This window comes from Sorangium sp. So ce394, from assembly GCF_051474665.1.
GTDB lineage: Bacteria > Myxococcota_A > Polyangia > Polyangiales > Polyangiaceae > Sorangium > Sorangium cellulosum_D.
In genome coordinates this window covers 3,318,706-3,336,052 of record NZ_CP150339.1, presented here as the reverse complement: position 1 = coordinate 3,336,052, position 17,347 = coordinate 3,318,706, and the positions used below count along the sequence as shown (strand labels likewise).

Genomic DNA, 17,347 nt, shown 5'->3' with positions numbered 1-17,347 from the left:
TCGACGTGGTCGGTCGCCTGCCTCGGTGCGAGACTGCCGCCCGCCATGAGCTCCGAACGCCTGGAGACGCCGTTCGCGCCGACGATCGCCGCGGTCGGGACGGCGCTGCCGCCGCACTACGCAACGCAGGACGAGACGTGCGCGGGGCTGCGCCGGCTCTGGGCGGGCAAGGGCGACGCGCTCGCGCTCGTCGAGCGGGTCCGGCGGTCGATCGAGGTGCGGGGGCGGCACCTCGCGCTGCCGACCGACGCCTATTATGCGCCCTCGACGTTCGCCGAGCAGAACGGCCGGTGGAGCGCGTGCGCGGTGGAGCTCGGCGAGCGCGCCTGTCGCGCCGCGCTCGATCGGGCGGGCCTCCGGCCCGAGGACGTCGATCACATCATGTTCGTCTCGGTCACGGGCATCTCGGCGCCCAGCCTCGACGCCCGGCTCGTCAACCGGCTCGGCTTCCGGCGCGACATCAAGCGCACGCCCGTCTTCGGCCTCGGGTGCGTGGCCGGCGTGGCCGGCGTCGGGCGCGTCACCGACACGCTGCGCGCCTTCCCGGGGCAGACGTCGCTGCTCCTGTCGGTCGAGCTCTGCTCGCTCACGCTGCAGCGCGACGACACCTCGGCGGCGAACGTCATCGCCGCGCAGCTCTTCGCCGACGGCGCCGCCGCCGTCGTGGCGCGCGGCGCGCAGGCGGCACGAAAGAGCGGCCGGACCGGCGGCGCGGCGGTGCTCGACGCGCAGGCCGTCTTCTACCCGGAGACCGAGCACATCATGGGGTGGGACGTCGTGGACACCGGCTTCCGGGTCGTCCTCTCCGCCGGCGTCCCGGCGCTCGTGCGCGAGCACGTGCGGCGCGACGTCGACGCGTTCCTCGCGCGGCACCGCCTGTCGCGGGGCGACGTCCGCCACTGGATCGTCCACACCGGCGGGCCGAAGGTGCTCGAGGCGATCACCGAGACGCTCGAGCTGCCCGAGGACGCGCTCGCCCGCTCGTGGCGCTCGCTGCGCGAGATCGGCAACGTCTCCTCCGCCTCGGTGCTGTTCGTGCTGCGCGACGTCCTCGAAGAGGCGGACGTCCGGCCCGGCGACTACGGCGTGATGATGGCCTTCGGCCCCGGCTTCTGCTCGGAGATCGCGCTGCTGCGATGGTGACCTCGGCGCAGCTCTACCTCGCCTTCCTCGGCGCCGTGGCCGTCGAGCGGCTCGCCGAGCTCGTCATCTCGCGCCGCAACGCGCGGCGCGCCTTCGCGAAGGGCGGCGTCGAGGTCGGGCAGGCGCACTTCCGGGTGATGGCGCTGATGCACACCGCCTTCCTCGCGGCGTGCGCGCTCGAGGTCGACGCGCTCGACCGGCCGTTCCCCGGGCTCGTCGGGTTCGCGGCGCTCGCGGCCGCGCTGCTCGCGCAGGCGATGCGGTACTGGGTCATCGCCACGCTGGGCGAGCAGTGGAACGTCCGGATCATCGTCGTCCCCGGCGCGGCGCCGGTCTCCGGCGGCCCGTACCGCTACCTGCGCCACCCGAACTACGCCGCCGTGATCGTCGAGATGGTCGCGATCCCGATGATCCACGGCGCGTGGCTGACCGCGCTCGTCTTCAGCGCCCTCAACGCGCTCGTGCTCTCGGTGCGCATCCGCGCCGAGGAGGCGGCGCTCGGGCCGTCGTACGCGGCGGAGATGGGCGGCCTGCCGCGGCTCGTGCCGGGCCGCCGCCCCGCGCCGGAGCGCCCCTCGGCGCCGTGAGCGCGCGGTCCGACATCGCCGACATCGCCGTGGTCGGCGGGGGGCCGGCGGGCCTCGCCGTCGCGATCGGCTGCGCGCAGCGGGGCCACGACGTGCTCGTCCTGGATCAGGCCGCGTGGCCGATCGACAAGGCGTGCGGCGAGGGCGTGATGCCCGAGGGCTGCCGCGCGCTCGAGGCGCTCGGCGTCCTGTCCGAGCTCGATCCGGCCGAGCGGGCGCCGATCGAGGGCATCCGGTACCTGCGGCCGGACGGGCTGCGCGTCGAGGCGCCGCTGCCGGCGCCCGGGGGGCTCGGCGTGCGCCGCATCGCGCTGTCGGCGGCGCTCTCGGCGCGGGCGCGCGCGGCCGGCGCGCGGCTCGCGGCGGGCGAGCCGCTGGTCGCGGTCGAGCGGACGCCCGCCGGCGCGCGGCTGGTCACGCGGCGGGGTGCGGTCGAGGCGCGGTACGTGGTCGGCGCGGACGGGCTCGGCTCGCGCGTGCGCCGCGCGCTCGGCTGGGACGCGCCGCCCGCGGGGCCGCGGCGGCTCGGCCTGCGCCAGCATTTCCGGTGCGCGCCGTGGTCGTCGTTCGTCGAGGTGCACCTCGGCGACGGGGTCGAGGCGTACGTGACGCCCGCTGGCCCGCAGCGCGTCGGCGTCGCGTTCCTGTGGGACGGCGATCGCCTCGAGGGGCGCGCGTCGACCGAGCGCCTCGTACGCCGCTTCCCGGCGCTGGCCGAGCGGCTCGCGGGCGCGCCGGTCGACTCGACGGCGCGGGGCAGCGGCCCGCTCGAGCGCGCGTCGTCGCGGCTCCACGACGACCGCTTCGTGCTGGTCGGCGACGCGGCGGGCTACATCGACGCCATCACCGGCGAGGGGATCTCGCTCGCGCTCGTCGGCGCGGCCGCGCTGTCGACCGCGCTCGACGCGGCCCTGCGCGGCGGCGGCGCGGCCCCGCTCGCGGCCTATGCCCGCGTGTTCCGGCAGGCCTTCCTGCGCTACGCGGTGGCGACGCGGGCGGTGCTCTTCATCGCGCGGCGCCCGCGCCTCCGCGACGGGCTCCTGTCCGCGCTCGCGCTCGCGCCCGGGCTCTTCCGGCACGCGGTCGGCGCGGTGCTGCGCCCGCGCTGAGCCCGGCGGCGCTCGGAGGCGTCGCACGGGTCGGCCCCGGCGCGCTCCAGCACAGCAATCACAGCGGAATATTTCACCATCACCGCATCCATCGACGAGCGCGCGCACCGGGCCGCGAGGCGAAGGCCCTATGTACGATCATGGCATAACGAGCGCGCATGCTGACCATCGCTTGCGCGCGCTGCCGCTGTTCGAGAACGGCTCGTCGTGCGCCCACCACATATCTGCTCAAAGAAGGTTGTGAACAACCTGTGCGCCGGTTGCGCGCCGCAGCTCCGGCTGATAGCCTGGAATTGAATACACCGCATACCATCTTGGCGAGTGACGACAAAGAGGAGCGACGGCCGTTGGACGGCACGCGTGCTCGATGTTCGGCGCCATGCAGCAGCATCTCCCACCGAGGAGCGACGGGCGGCGGACGGCGCATACCGCATGAAGCCGCGCTCTCCTGCGTGCAGCGGCCGGCTTCGATCGGGTAGATACGGCTCTCGATCTCGCCCTGATGGGTTGCCCGTGCCTCTCGATCCTCGAGTGGCCACCATCCCGCCGACCAGCGCAGCGGCGTCGTCCGCGATGGTGGTCTCTGAGGATCCGTGCAAAGGAGCCTTGAATGCATCGTTCACCCGCGAGATGGGCGCCCATCGCCTTCGCTGTCACGGCCGCCTGTCTGCTCGGAAGCCGAGCGTCCGCGCACGAGCCGGAGTGTGCGGGAGATCCGCCGGACAGAGACGCGGTCCTCGACTGGAACGCCGTCGCTCTGGACGCGGTCGCCAGAGACTACAGCGACCCCTCCAGGAGGCCGCCGGAGCAGGAAGGGCCCACGCGCGCCTCACGCGCGCTCGCGATCGTCCACGCGGCGATCTACGACGCCGCGAACTCGATTGTGCCGCGGTACGAGCCGTACATCGTCCATACCCGCGCGCCGGACGCATCCGTCGATGCGGCGGTGGCCACGGCGGCCCACCGCACGCTGACGGCGCTCTACCCGCGTCAGACGGCCGCGCTCGACGCCGCGCTCGACGCGTACCTGGCGGAGATCCCGGCGAGCGACGCCAAGGGGGACGGCATCGTGCTTGGCAACGATGTCGCCGAAGACATCCTCGCGGCGCGGGCGCGCGACGGGGCAGACGCCCCGATGCCTTACACCCCACGCTATGCGCCCGGCGACCATCGCGTCGATCCTCTCCACCCCGATCAGGGGTTCCTGACCCCCAGATGGGGGGAGGTGACGCCGTTCGCCATCGAGAGCGGCGACCAGTTCCGCGCTCCGCCCCCGCCGTCGCTGCGGAGCCTCTCGTATGCGTTGAGCTTCTACGAGCTCTTCGCGCTGGGCGGCGATGGCGAGAGCACCCCGACCCTGCGGACTCCGGAGCAGACCGTCATCGGGATCTTCTGGTCGTACGACGAGGCCCCGCGCATCGGGGTGGTGCCGCGGCTCTTCGGCCAGATCGCGCGGGTCGTCGCGGTGCAGGAGCACAACTCGGAGATAGAGAACGCCCGTTACTTCGCGCTGGTGAGCTTCGCCCTGGCCGACGCCGCCATCGCCACATGGGACACGAAGTACCACTACAACCACTGGCGGCCGATCATCGGGATCCGTCGGGCCAACATCGATGAAAACCCGCTCACGGTACAGGACAAGCATTGGACGCCCCTCGCGTCCCCCGGCAGCAACGGGGGCCCGCTGCACGAGACCCCGGCGTTCCCGTCGTACGTCTCCGGACACGCGAGCCTCGGGGCTGCCACGTTCCAGGTGCTGGCCCGTTATTATGGCACGCATCACGTACCCTTCTGCGTCGTATCCGACGAGTACAACGGAAGAACGACGGACGCCCGGGGCGACGTCCGCCCCAGGCTCCGGCGCTGCTATTCCGGCTTCCGCGAGGCGACTCAGGAGGTCGCCATCAGCCGCATCTACCTGGGTGTCCACTGGAGGTTCGACGCGATGAACGGGCTCCGCCTGGGCAGGAACGTCGGAGACGCGGTCTTCGACGGGGCCCTCCAGCCGCTCGATTGAGGGCTTCGCCGGGGAGCGTCCGGCGAACGGCCGGCCGCTCCTCTCGGCGGGCGCGTCCCCGGTCCGGGCCCCGTTCGGCCTGCTTGCCCGCGCGCCGTGACCGCGGTGCGCCGCCGAGCGGAGGGAACCGGGTCTGTGCCGGGCACGTCCGCCACCGCCCCGCGCACGCGAGCGAGCCCAACCCGCCTCGGACCCGGCGCGCGCCTTGTGGGACCAGGACCGCTCGGATAGGCTCCCGCCGCTCAGCGCACCGGCGCGAGGAGGATGGATCCGGATGATCCGGCGAAAAGGAGCCTGCCAAGTGCAATTGCCTGCTTTGGGTGTCGCAGCCGTGAGCGCGGAGGGAAGCGCCGGGGCCGCCCCTTCGCTGCCCGTCCGGGCCGGGGGCGTCGGACGCCGCCTCGTCGCGCTGCTCGCGCCCGCGCTCCTCGTCGGGTGCGGTTACACCGAGTTCGAGATGAAGGCCCAGCTCGATCGGTCCGAGCGCCTCCAGCGCGAGCTGCAGACGAGCCAGCAGCGCGTCCGCCAGCTCGAGCAGGACGTCGCGCGCGGGGGCGCCGCGGCGCCGCCGCGGGAAGATCCGCTCTCCGCGGAGGGCATCGATCTCGGCACCGGGCCGGGCGCGGGGGCGCAGCGCGGCGAGGCGGCCGGGGCTCGCCCGCCGTCCGACCGCGAGAGCGGCGTCTTGAGGGCGTTCCTCCCGGTCGCCGCTGGGGACGTCACGGTCGCGCCGCGCGACGGCCGCGTGGCGATCTCGATCCCGACCCGGGTCCTGTTCAAGGGGAACCGCGACGCGCTCTCCCCGGCGGGCGAGAAGATCCTGCGGGACATCGCCGCGATCATCCGCGGCAACGAGCCGCTCAAGGGCCTCGATTACCAGGTCGTCGGCCACACCGCGGCCGGCGCGCCGGGCGTGGCGCCGGGCGTGGCGTGGCGCAACGGCTGGGACGTGACGGTCGCCCAGGCGCGCGCCGTGCTGCTGTTCCTCGCGCAGCCCAAGGAGGCTGGCCTGCCCGTCGCGCGCTTGAGCCTGGCGAGCTTCGCCGACCTGCCGCCTGCCGACGCGGCCGGCGGCGCGCCCGCGCAGCCGGCGGATCCGCGCCTGGAGATCGTGGTGGAGGGGGCGGCGCAGATCGCGGAGAGGCCGGCCGGCGAGGCTCGCCCGGCTGGCGCGACCCCGGCTGGCGCGGCCCCGGCTGGCGCGGCCCCGGCTGGCGCGGCCCCGGCTGGCGCGGCCCCGGCGGGTGCGACCCCGGCGGGCGCGGCCCCGGCGGGCGCGGCCCCGGCGGGCGCGGCTCGCCCGGGCGGTGCGACCCGCCCGGCTGGCGAGGCCCGCCCGGCTGGCGAGGCCCGCCCGGCGACCGGCACGAAGGGCGGGGACGACACGTATCCGTGAGAGCGACGCGAGGGCTGCCGCGGCCGTCCGGCCGCAGCCCGCCCGTCACGCGCCGCGCAGCGCCTCGACCCTCCTCCTGAGCGCCCCGGCGTCGCCGAGCTCGCCCAGCATCGCGCGCACCGCCTCCGGCGCGGCGGCCGCCACGGCGTCGTGGACCCGCGCCCGCAGCCGCCGCCCGCTCGCGACGAGGTACGCGGCCGCGAGCGCCGCGGCGACCTCGCCGTCGGCGCCGCCGCGCTGGAGGAGCGACCCGGCCAGCGCGCAGAGCGCCTCGATCGCCTTGGCCACCTGCGCGCCGTAGATCGGGTGGGCCGAGTCGACGCCCTGCTCGTGGCACGCCGCGAGGCATCGCGCCGTGCTGGTGAGCCGGCCGATGTCGGTCGGCTCCCCGCGCTCCCAGAGCCCGGACGCGAGCTGCTCCTCGAACATGCGCCCGAGGCCGGCGCCCTCGGGCTCGGTCCCGCCGGGCGCAGCGCCCGGCGCCGGCGCGGGGGGCGCTCCCGGCCCAGAGCCGTGCTGCTGGCCCGCGGGTCCGCCCCGCGCCGCCGCGCTGGCCGGGGCCGCGGCGCGCGGCGGGCCGGCCGCGGCGCTCGGCTGGAAGAGCTGCTTCGCGCGCGACAGCAGGCCGCGGGCGGCCGGCGCCGGGCTGCTCTCTGCAGCCCTGGGCGCCGGCGCCGACATGGCCATGGGCGCGGGCGCCGAGACCCTGGCCTTCACGAAGGGACTGGCCTTCATGGAGGGACCGCCGACCATCGGACCGCCCATCGCGGCGAACGCGGCCGCCGGCGCCGCCGGGCCGCGGCGGCTCATCCCCCACCCCGCCGGAGCGCTCACCGGCACCGGCCTCGCCTCGGGCTGCCCGTGGGCCCGCCGGTCGCCCGTGCGCCGCTCGATCACCACGAACGACGCATGCTTCGAGGCGACCCGGTGCCGGACCGCGAGGTCCACGATCCGCTTCCGCATCGCCTCCGCGCGCTTGCCCGACAGCCCGCGCTCCGACGCCTCGAGCTCCCGCACGCGCGCGCCCGCCCACAGCGCCTCGAGCCCGGGCCGCGACGCCTCCGCCTCGAGCTCGATCGGCACCTCGAGGAGGAAGCGCTCTCCGCGCAGGCTCCCGCGCAGCTCCACGCGCCCCACCCCCGGTCGCTCGTAGCGGCCGTAGAGCACCCACGGCTCGCCGTCGACAAGCGCCGGGAGCTCGGCCGGCGAGAGCTCGCCCACGTCGACGCCCTCGAAGCGCGCCTCGAGCCCGGTCACCCGCATCGCCGTCGCCCGCGCGAACTGCGCCGTCACCTTCTCGTCGATGCGCTCGCCCGGGTGGATGAACTCCGCGGCCCCCTGCGTCCGGCGCGCGAGATCGTTCACGAGCAGGTCGCTCACGTTCGTCCCGATCCCGAACGTGTAGACCCGCACCCCCTGGCCCTGCTCGGCGACCCGGTCGACGATCTCGGCCTCGTTGCCCACCTGGCCGTCGGTCAGCAGCACGACCACGCGGTCCCGCGCGTTCAGGACCACGCGGTCCCGCTCCTTGTCGCCGAGCATGCCCGCGGCCACGAGCAGCGGCTGCAGCATCTCGGTGCCGCCGGACGCGACGAGGCCCTCGACGAACGCGTCCGCGGCCTCGAGAGTCCGCTGCGTGAACGGGGCGAGCGACGGCTCCATCGCCCGGAACGTGTTGGAGAAGGCGATCACCCCGAACCGGTCCCCCTCGGCGAGGTGGCGGAGGCACAGGCGGAGCGCGCGCTTCGCCTGGTCGATCGACTCGCCCTGCATCGAGCCCGACACGTCGACAACGAACACGACGTCGCGCCGGGCGGACGACCGCTGCGCGTCGAACAGGTCCGGCACGACGGTGAGCGCGAAGGTCCCCTCCTTGCCGGCGGCCCGGTCGCAGACGAGGCCCGCCTGAACGCCCGGCGCGCCCGCGGCGATCAGCACGATGTCCCGATCGAGCGCGGCCTTGTCGCCCCGCAGCGACACCCGCTGTCGACCCCCTTCCTCGCGGCGCACGGCGAGCGCGTGCGAGGGGCTCTCGATCGCGACGTCGCGCCCGAGATCGAAGACGATGTCCACGGTGATGCCGTAGTCGACCCGCGCGATCTCGGGCGAGATGCGGTCGGCGTCGGGTACCTGATCGGTGGGCGCGTGGGCGCCGTGCGCGGTCCGCTCGCCCCCGGCCTTGCCGGGGATGTAGCGGGGCGCGACCAGGGTCGGGATCATGAGCCGCAGCGCCCCCTCGTCGGCCTGGAGCCGCTGCACGAACGCGACCTCGACGACCGTCTCCTCCCCGGGCAGGAGGTTTCCCACGCTGGCCGTGAACACGTTGCGCCGCTCCTCGTCGAGCAGCGCCGCGCCGTGGCCGGTGGCGACGGCCTCGTCGTAGGCCTGGAACGCCTCTTCCCGCTCCTTGACCTCCCCCTCGAGCCGCCGGCCGGCGCACTCCATGGCGAAGCCCGCGATGCTCGCCTCGCTCGGCAGCGGGAAGGTGTAGATCGCCTCGATCGGCCGGCGCTCCTCGTTCCGGTAGCGCTGCCGCACCACGAGCCGCGCCGCGCCGCCGAAGACCTCCCCGGAGAGGGAGACGCCGAGCAGCGGGACCGGGTGCCCCTCGGAGGAGCGTAGACACGAGCTCGGCGTCGCCGCCGGGAGCGAGGGATCGATGGAGGGGATCATCGCGAGCCTTTCGGGGCAAGGGTTGCGTAACGAGACTCGATATCGAGGGCGATGCGCCGCGAGCGCTCCGGCGCGTCGCCCCGCACGTGGAGCTCGACGCCGTCGGCGATCTCGACCCGCTCCCAGCGCGCGCCGCGCGGCGCTCCGGCGGCGGGGGTCGACGCCGCCTCCGCCGGGCCGGCGCAGGCGCCCGCCTGCGCGGGGGGCGGCGCCCCCGCGGCGATGCGCTCGATCTCGTCGAGGCCGGCGCCCGCGAGGCGCGCCTGGATCTCCTCGAGCGGCAGGTGCGCCTGCTGGAGGACCTTGATGGCGCGGAGCCGGACGAGGTGCTCGCGCCCGTAGGAGGTGTCCTTCCCGCGGAACTCGGGGGCCGGCAGCAGGCCGCGCTGCACGTAATACCGCACCGTGCGCGGCGCCACGCCCGCCTCGCCCGCGAGCTCGTCGAGCTTGTACGTCATCACGACGAGCATCCTGGATCGCGACACTTAGACTGTCAAGTAGACACTACAGCCGGTGCGCGCTTCGTGCCGCCGGTGTGTGTGGACGCCGACCGCCGGTCTCCGCCGCAAAGCTGCTTTCGTGGGCGGCCCAGGGAGAACCGGTGAGCCGCGCTTCGTACCCGCCGATGGCGTCGGTCGATGGACAGCGTCGGGAACCTGTGATGTCCTGACAAATTCGGCGCACCTCGGCCTTCGCGTGAAGGACCTGGTGCGGTGAGGGCATCAAGCGTTTCGTGGTGGAGAGATGAGGAGGTCCGCGGCTCACATGAAGCTTTCGAAATTCGCGCTCTTTGGGATGATCGCTCTCGCCGGGTGCTCCGCAGGAGAGGGAGGAACGGACGAGGAGGGCACGGGGCAGATCGAGCTGAACCTGATCGGCGCGGCGGCGTCGGGCAACGTGTACCGTCTGCGCGACGGGATCGTGATGGTGCAGGGCCCGCAGGACACGATCTTCTTCAACACCGAGGACGACCCGAACCGAGCTCGCCTGAGCGCGGACGTCCCGGCAGGCAGTTATTACACGTTCCTTCAGGAGGGCTGGCGGCTCGAGCGCCTGAACCTGGACAACACCATCGAGCCGGTACAGGCGCAGTTCCTCTCGCCGAACCCCCAGTGGTTCAACGTGTACGCCGACCAGAACACGCTGGTCCCGCTGCGCTTCCGGGTCGGTGGGGACGACGTGGTGCTCGACCGGGGCTCGTTCGACATCGTGATCGAGGTCGAGGAGGCGCCCTCCACGTCGACGCTATGCACCGACGACAGCGAGTGCGGGCCGGGCGGGACGTGCTGCCTGGCGGGCTTCGTCGGCACCTGCACGCAGCTCGGGGAGGGCGAGGCGTGCCCGCTGCCCGACCTCACCGTCTCCGCGGACGCGGCGCAGTTCAGCCTGAGCATCGGCCACGAGAGCTTCCCGGCGGACAGCTGCGCGATCGTGGAGGGCTGCGTGGGCGGGGCGGGCGACCGCCGCCTGATGCGCTTCTCGACCGAGACGCCGAACGTCGGCGAGGCGGACATGATCCTCGGCGATCCGACGGCCGTCGACGGCTTCGAGTACTCCGCGTGCCACGGCCACCACCATTTCGAGGGATACGCCCGGTACGAGCTCCTCGACGGCACCGGCGCGGTCGTCGCGACCGGCCACAAGCAGGCGTTCTGCCTGCTCGACAGCTCGCCGGTGGGCATCCCGGGGGCGCCGTCGACGTCGCGCTTCCACTGCGGCTTCCAGGGCATCCAGCGCGGCTGGAGCGACGTCTATAGCTCCGGCCTCGACTGCCAGTGGGTCGACATCACTGGCGTGAGCCCGGGGGACTATTTCCTCCGCATCACGATCAACGCCGATCGCACGCTGCCGGAGAGCGATTACGGCAACAACACGATCGAGGTCCCCGTGACCATCCCGGAGGAAGGCTCGACGGTGCCCGGGGATCCGCTCTCGCCCTGCTCCAACCCGCTGGGCGGCGAGTGGCGCGACTGCGGCTGGTCGATCGCGCCCGGCTACGAGGCCGTGGCGTGCGACCCGAACACGGTGATCACCGTGGGCTGCGGCTGCCCTGGCGGCACCTGCGCGAACGATCCGATGCTCCGGGTGTGCGACGGCGCCTCGGGGTGCACCGGCGAGGAGGCCCTGTCCTCGGTGGACGACGCGTGTGGCTACTGCCCGCAGACGCAGTTCGTCTGCCCGGAGAGCGGCGTCTACACGGTGCTCGTCGCTTCGTACGACGCGACGGCCGCGTTCACCTGCGACATCTCCGCCACCGTCGCGACCCCGTAAGCCGCGGCCTCGCGCGCGGTCCATCTCCTCCTCACGGTCCGCCCGCGCGCGTGCTACGAGAGCGCCGCGCGGGCGGCGGCGCGCTCGCGGGGCGGCGGAGGGCCGTCCCCCCGGGCGCGCCCCGCGTCCGGCCGCAGGAGACGCGATGCGCCCCATTCGAGACAGCGATTTGCCGCCCGTCAAGGAGCTCACCCGGGCGTTCTTCCGGGCGGTGAATCCGCACGTCGAGCCGGCCGAGTTCGAGGAGAAGTGGGAGGCCGCGCTGCGCTCGCCGATGCGGTTCATGCGGAGCTTCCCGCAGGCGTGGCACGTGGACCTGCTCGACGTCCCGCGGGCGCGGGTGCCCGGCGGCCGGTGCCTGTGCTTCGGCGACGCGCACCCCGACAATTTCGGGCTCATCACGTTCACGGTGGGCCCGCGCTACGTGTTCAACGATCTCGACGACGCGGGCCCCGGGCTCGCCGCGCTGGACGCGCTGCGGTACTTCACGGTGCTCCGGCTGCTGCTCGACGACCGGAAGGCGCTCGCCGAGCTCATGGAGCTTTACGAGGACATGCTCCAGGGCAACGAGCCCCTGCGCGAGCTCCCCGAGGCGCTGTACCCCGACGTCGCGGCCAGGGACGCGCGCCAGCTCGCGAAGTGGACCGAGGGCGAGGCGTTCCGGTTCGACGAGCCCTCGCTGAGGCTGTCGCGCGCGGAGGCGGGGACGGGCGAGCGGCTGCTCGAGGCGCTCGGGCGGTCCGGGCAGCTCTCGGACGTCGAGGTGCTCGCGCTCGCGCACCGGGACCGCGACGCGGGCGGCTCGGGGGGGCTCGAGCGGTACCTGATCCTCGGCCGCGAGCGGGGCGGAGAGCGGCGGCTGCGCCTCCTCGAGCTCAAGGAGACGACGCACGCGGCGACGAGCTGGAACAACTTCCTGCACGAGGACGAGGACCGGATCGAGCGGGTGAAGGCGTCGATATGGCGCGGCCTCGAGGTGCCGTTCTACCGGGAGGTGCAGGTCGGCAGGAGCGTGTACCTGCTCCGGGATCGCCTGGGCCGGGCCTCGGTGGACATCGAGGACCTGTCGAAGCGCGATCTCCGCGCGGTGCTGGAGGCGCAGGTGAGCATCCTCGCGCGGCAGCACGCGGAGGCGTTCGCGGGGCTCGACCTCGGCAAGCTCGACGACTGGCTGAGGGAGAGCCTCGATGTGACGGCGAAGCGGTGGCTCAAGGCGTACGAGCGGGCGCGGAGGCGGTGACGAGGCGACAGGCCGCCTCGCACGGCGCTCGGTGCTTCCTTGTCTCGGGAAAGGTGGATTGCGATGCGTCATCTCCTCGTGGTTCCGCTCGTGTGCGTGGTCTCCGGCGCGATCGCCTGCGGCGGCGGGGGTGAGCCTCGGCCCGCCCGGCCGGCGAGCGCCGTCGCCGGGCAGCCTCCCCCTGCGGCGCCGCCGGCCGATTCCGCGGCGCCGACCGCGGAGAGCGTCATCGAGGTCGGCGCGGACGCGCCGATGAAGACGCCTTCGGGCGCCTCGTACACCGCGCCCAAGGGCTGGACGGTGACGACCCGGGGCGGCGTGGTGATCCTCGCGGACGCGCAGCGCGAGGTGTCCCTCACGTTCGTGGAGCGCCGGGAGCCCGACGCGGAGGCCGCGATCGCCGCGGCGTGGCGGCAGGTGAAGCCGGATTTCGCGCGCAAGGCGAAGCGGGTCACCACGCCGCCGGGGCGGCGCGGCTGGGACAGCATCATGGATGTCGACTACGAGACGACCACGGAGGAGGCGCGCGACGTCTTCGCCAGCGCCCGTCGCAAAGGCGACACCTGGTATGTGGCGCTGTTCGACGGGACGAAGGAGGGGTGGGGTCGGCGCTGGGCAGGCGCCAAGATCGCGTTCTTCAGCTTCAAGGCCGAGGGCGTCGAGGAGGAGTCTTTTGCGGGCAAGAAGGCGCGCGTGCTCGACGAGGAGCGCTTGCGCGAGCTCGAGGCCTTCATCGAGGAGGCGCGAAAGGCGGCGAGCGTCCCGGGGATGGCGGTGGCCGTGCTCCAGGGGGGCAAGGTCGTCTTCGAGCGAGGCTTCGGCGTCCGGGAGGTCGGGAAGAGCGCGCCCGTCACCCCGCGCACGTTGTTCCGGCTCGCGTCCATGACGAAGCCGCTGACGTCGCTGATGCTGTCGGTGCTCGTCGACGAGGGGAAGCTCGGCTGGGACACGCCGGTCATCCGGATTTTGCCGTCGTTCGCCGTGGGCGACGCGGAGCTCACCCGGCGGATGACCATGCAGAACCTGCTCTGCGGGTGCACCGGCATTCCCTATGACAACCTCGGGACCGACTTCGAGTACGCCGGCGTCACCCCCGAGGCGGCGCTCGCGAGGATGAAGGATCTCGCGCCCACCACGGGCTTCGGGGAGGCTTATCAGTATTCGAACGCGATGGTCGCCGCCGCCGGATACGTCGCGGCGCACGCCCTTTATCCGAAGAAGCCGCTGGGCCCTGCGTATTACGACGCGATGCGCGCGAAGGTGTTCGACCCGCTCGGGATGAAGGCGACGACGTTTGACGTGGCCGCGGTGAAGCGCGCGGACCACGCCTCGGCGCATGACCGGTCGCCCGCGTACGAGATGGTCTCGACGCCGTTCCCCGCGACGGCCTGGACCGGCCCGCTGGATCCGAGCTGGGGGGCCTGGTCCAATGTCCGGGATCTGTCGAGGTATCTCGCGATGGAGATGGGCAAGGGCAAGACGCTCGAGGGGAAGCGTGTCGTCTCGGAGGCGAGCCTCCTGAAGCGCCGGGAGCCGCAGGCGAGATCGGGCGACGTGACGAGCTATGGGCTCGCGTTCGCCCTGGAGACGTACAGGGGAGTCCAGGTGCTCGGCCACCCTGGCGCGGTCTGGGCCTACAGCTCGGACCTGTTCTTTTTGCCCGAGCACGACGTCGGGGTGGTCATGCTCTCGAACGTCGATTCTCCGACCCCGTTCGGCGGCGGCGTCTTGCGCCGCAAGATCTTCGAGCTGCTCTTCGACGGTCGCGACGAGGCGCGGGAGGACCTGGCCTACGCCGCGAAGACCCAGGAAGCGGACTTCCGCCGCGAGATCGGGAAGGTCGATCTCGCGCCCGACCGGGCGTGGCTCGAGCGCCTCGCCGGGACGTACGAGCACCCCTGGTTCGGCAAGGTGAGCCTCCGGGTGGAGGGGAATCGAGGCGTCTTCGACGTTGGCGAGTGGCAGAGCAGCGTCGGGCGAAAAACGGAGGAGGACGGGACGGTCAAGCTCGTGCTCACGAGCCCTCCGTGGATCGGCTGGCCCGAGCTCGTGCCCAGGGAGGTGGAAGGGAGGATGACGCTCCACATGAGGGCATGGCAGCGCAAGGTGGTGTTCGAGCCGGCGAAGGGGAAGTGAGCGCGTCGTCCGGCGTAGATCGTGGCTGATGGCGGCGGCTGCCCTTTCCCATCTCCATGGCGCGACGATGAGCTTTCTCCGGAGATCCACGACGGCCGCGGCGCTGCTCGCGAGCGCGCTCGCGCCGGGCCTCGCCGCTGCCGCGCCCGACGCGCCGCCGCCGCATGCGAAGCCGCCGGCCGAGCCGAGCGCCGAGGAGCCGCCGGCCGGGCGCGACGCGCCGCCGGCCGGGCGCGACGCGCCGCCGCCCGAGCCGCCGCGCGATGCGCTGTCGGCACGGCCGCCGCGCGACGCCCCGAAGGACGCGTTGGTACCGCCGACACCGCTCACGCCGCTCGGCGCCGACTACCCTGCTGGAGCGCACGGCGACGCGCTGGTCCACCTCGTCCTCACCGTCAACGCGGACGGGACGGTCCGCTCCGCGGTCGCCGAGGAGGGGCAGGAGCCGTTCGCCTCGGCCGCCGTGGCCGCCGCGACCTCGTTCCGCTTCGCGCCGGCCACCCGGAACGGCGCGCCGGTCGCCGCGAAGATCCGCGTCGAGGTCCGCTTCACCGAGGCCGCGCCGCCCGCGCCGCCCGACGCCTCCGCGCCTGCAGCGGCGCCTCCGCCCGCGCCCGGCGGCGGCCCGGTCCGGGCGCCCGCGCCGCCGCCCGGCGCGCCGCGGTCGCTCGAGGTCACCGTGCACGGCGAGCAGCAGGCGCCCGGCGTCTCCAGCTTGAGCCGCGGCGAGGTCAGGATCGTCCCCGGCGCGTTCGGCGACCCCTTCCGCGCGATCGAGATGCTCCCCGGGGTGACCCCGCTCGTCACGGGGCTACCGTTCTTCTACGTCCGCGGGTCGCCGCCGGGCAACGTCGGTTATTTCCTCGATGGCGTCCGTGTCCCTTACCTCTATCACCTCGGACTCGGGCCCTCCGTGGTCCATCCCGGCATCGTCGATCGCGTCGACCTTTACCCGGGCGGCTACCCCGCGCGTCACGGCCGGTACGCGGGCGGCATCGTCGCTGGCGAGACGACACCGCCGCTCCCGTACTGGCACGGTGAGGGCATGCTCCGGCTCGTCGACGTGGGCGGGCTCGTCGAGGGTCCCTTCGCCGACGGCCGCGGGGTCGCGCTCGTGGGCGGCCGCTATTCCTACACGGCGCTGCTCCTCTCGCTGGCCGCGCCCGAGGTGGCGCTCGACTACTGGGATTACCAGGCCCGGCTGTCGTACCAGGTCGCCCCGGAAGGCCGGGTGAGCGTCTTCGCGTTCGGCGCCCACGACTACCTCGGAGACGAATCCGGCGGCGAGACGACGACCCTCTTCGACACGACATTCCACCGGATCGATCTCCGGTGCGACCATGCCTATGGCCAGGGCAGCGCGCTGCGCGGCGCGCTGACGCTCGGCCACGACGAGACGGGGATCGAGGGCGGCCAGAAGGCGCTGACGCGGAGCCTCGGCGCGCGCCTCACGCTCGCTCACCGGCTGCGCGACGAGACCGTGATCCGGGCTGGTATCGACGCCGTGGTCGACGACAACGTGCTCGACCTCGGGACGGACGTCGGCGACTCCCCGGGCGACGTCGCGCCGGACGGTGACGACGGTGACGATGTCTCGGTCGGCGATTTCTTGTTGAGCCGCGTCGACTTCACGACGGGTGGTTACATCGAGGCCGACATTGCGATCACCCCGCGCCTGCGAATCACCCCGGGGCTCCGGCTCGATCTCTACCATTCGGACGGCGCGGTCGCGCTCGGCGTCGATCCGCGGCTCTCGGCGCGGCTCTCTCTGGGGCGCGGCGTCACGTTCGTGCAGGCGCACGGCCTCGCGTCCCAGCTGCCGAGCTTCGTCGTTCCGATCCCTGGCATCCGCCCGCGCCTCGACGACGGCCTCCAGCGGAGCTTCCAGTCGAGCGCCGGCCTCGAGTTCGCGCTGCCGGAGGACATCAACGCGACGGTCTCGGTGTTCCACAACGCGTTCTTCAACATGACCGACGCGCTCGGCGCCGTCGGCTTCGAGTCGATCGACAGAGCCTTCACGCTCCGCGCGCTCGGCGCCGCTACCGGCGTGGAGCTGTCGGCGCATCGGCGGCTCACGAAGCGCATCGGAGGATTCGCGTCGTACACGCTGTCCCGCTCCACGCGGAGCATCGGCCGCAGCCGGCAGGTGACCTCGGTCGACCGGACCCACGTGGCGAACGCCGCGTTGACCTACGATTTCGGCCGCGGCTACAGGGCTGGCGGGCGCTTCGTGTTCTATTCCGGGCTTCCCCAGCGGGTCGGCGGCGTGACGCTCCCGCCGGGAAGCGGCGTCCCCGGGGGGCTCGGGTCGGCCGCCGGCGCGGAGCCCCGGTGGGAGCGGCTGCCGCCGTTCTTCCGCCTCGATGTCCGCCTGGAGAAGCGCTGGTCGATCGGGAAGTCGGGCTGGCTGGCGGTGGTGCTCGACGTGCTCAACGCGACGATGTCGAAGGAGAACATGCCGGGGACGTGCGATGGGTTCGGGCCGTGCGAGCCGACCGAGTTCGGGCCGGTCACCGTGCCGAGCCTCGGGCTGGAGGGCGGGTTTTGATGGCGGGGGGCGGGGTGAGCTTGAAGGGTGCGTCCGGCGGCGCGGGACGCCATTGCGCTGGATGGGCGCGCGCCGCGATCATCCACTGTTGGGCCGGCCTGGGCAGGACGGGACTCGTCGCGGCAGCTTCTTTGGTCAAGCATGGGCTCACGCCGGTCGACGCGATCGCCGCCGTGAGGCTTTGCCGCCCTGGGGCCATCGAGAATAGCGATCAGGAAGAGGCGATT

Annotated in this window: 11 protein-coding genes; 9 read left to right on the top strand and 2 right to left on the bottom strand. The window is 73.4% G+C overall.

The genetic code is table 11. The annotated features are described in order from the left end of the window. Positions 1-45: 45 nt before the first annotated feature. The 5 genes from WMF33_RS12455 (at position 46) to WMF33_RS12435 (ending at position 6,252) form a co-directional block, all read left to right on the top strand. Positions 46-1,143, top strand: a complete 1,098-nt coding sequence (locus WMF33_RS12455) for a type III polyketide synthase (protein ID WP_437337331.1) — start codon at positions 46-48, stop codon at positions 1,141-1,143. Next, the gene (locus WMF33_RS12450) at positions 1,137-1,730 is read left to right on the top strand and encodes an isoprenylcysteine carboxyl methyltransferase family protein (protein ID WP_437337330.1); all 594 of its coding nucleotides are present in this window, start codon (positions 1,137-1,139) and stop codon (positions 1,728-1,730) included. Before WMF33_RS12455 ends, WMF33_RS12450 begins: the two co-directional genes overlap by 7 nt. Continuing rightward, complete coding sequence (locus tag WMF33_RS12445) at positions 1,727-2,839, top strand: NAD(P)/FAD-dependent oxidoreductase (protein WP_437337329.1); 1,113 nt, start codon at positions 1,727-1,729, stop codon at positions 2,837-2,839. The genes WMF33_RS12450 and WMF33_RS12445 overlap by 4 nt, the downstream gene beginning before the upstream one ends. Positions 2,840-3,449: 610 nt before the next feature. Further along, a complete protein-coding gene (locus WMF33_RS12440; RefSeq protein WP_437337328.1) occupies positions 3,450-4,856 on the top strand; it encodes a phosphatase PAP2 family protein in 1,407 nt (468 codons plus the stop codon). Between the two features lie 331 nt (positions 4,857-5,187). Beyond that, complete coding sequence (locus tag WMF33_RS12435) at positions 5,188-6,252, top strand: OmpA/MotB family protein (RefSeq protein ID WP_437337327.1); 1,065 nt, start codon at positions 5,188-5,190, stop codon at positions 6,250-6,252. Positions 6,253-6,297: 45 nt separating this feature from the next. On the opposite strand, the gene WMF33_RS12430 is transcribed toward WMF33_RS12435, so the two are convergent. Further along, positions 6,298-8,925, bottom strand: coding sequence for a VIT domain-containing protein (locus WMF33_RS12430; protein ID WP_437337326.1), 2,628 nt, complete (start codon positions 8,923-8,925; stop codon positions 6,298-6,300). Then, positions 8,922-9,410 (bottom strand): helix-turn-helix domain-containing protein, encoded by a 489-nt coding sequence (locus tag WMF33_RS12425; protein ID WP_437337325.1) that lies wholly within the window; start codon positions 9,408-9,410, stop codon positions 8,922-8,924. Before WMF33_RS12425 ends, WMF33_RS12430 begins: the two co-directional genes overlap by 4 nt. A gap of 280 nt (positions 9,411-9,690) precedes the next feature. Here WMF33_RS12425 and WMF33_RS12420 point away from each other — a divergent pair, with 280 nt between their 5' ends. From WMF33_RS12420 to WMF33_RS12405, 4 genes are all read left to right on the top strand, one after another. Then, entirely contained in the window at positions 9,691-11,196 is a 1,506-nt protein-coding gene (locus WMF33_RS12420; RefSeq protein WP_437337324.1) for a lysyl oxidase family protein, read from the top strand. A gap of 145 nt (positions 11,197-11,341) precedes the next feature. Further along, a complete protein-coding gene (locus tag WMF33_RS12415; protein WP_437337323.1) occupies positions 11,342-12,436 on the top strand; it encodes a hypothetical protein in 1,095 nt (364 codons plus the stop codon). 63 nt (positions 12,437-12,499) lie between these two features. After that, entirely contained in the window at positions 12,500-14,572 is a 2,073-nt protein-coding gene (locus tag WMF33_RS12410) for a serine hydrolase (RefSeq protein ID WP_437337322.1), read from the top strand. 67 nt (positions 14,573-14,639) lie between these two features. Next, positions 14,640-17,120, top strand: a complete 2,481-nt coding sequence (locus WMF33_RS12405; protein ID WP_437337321.1) for a TonB-dependent receptor domain-containing protein — start codon at positions 14,640-14,642, stop codon at positions 17,118-17,120. Positions 17,121-17,347: the final 227 nt, after the last annotated feature.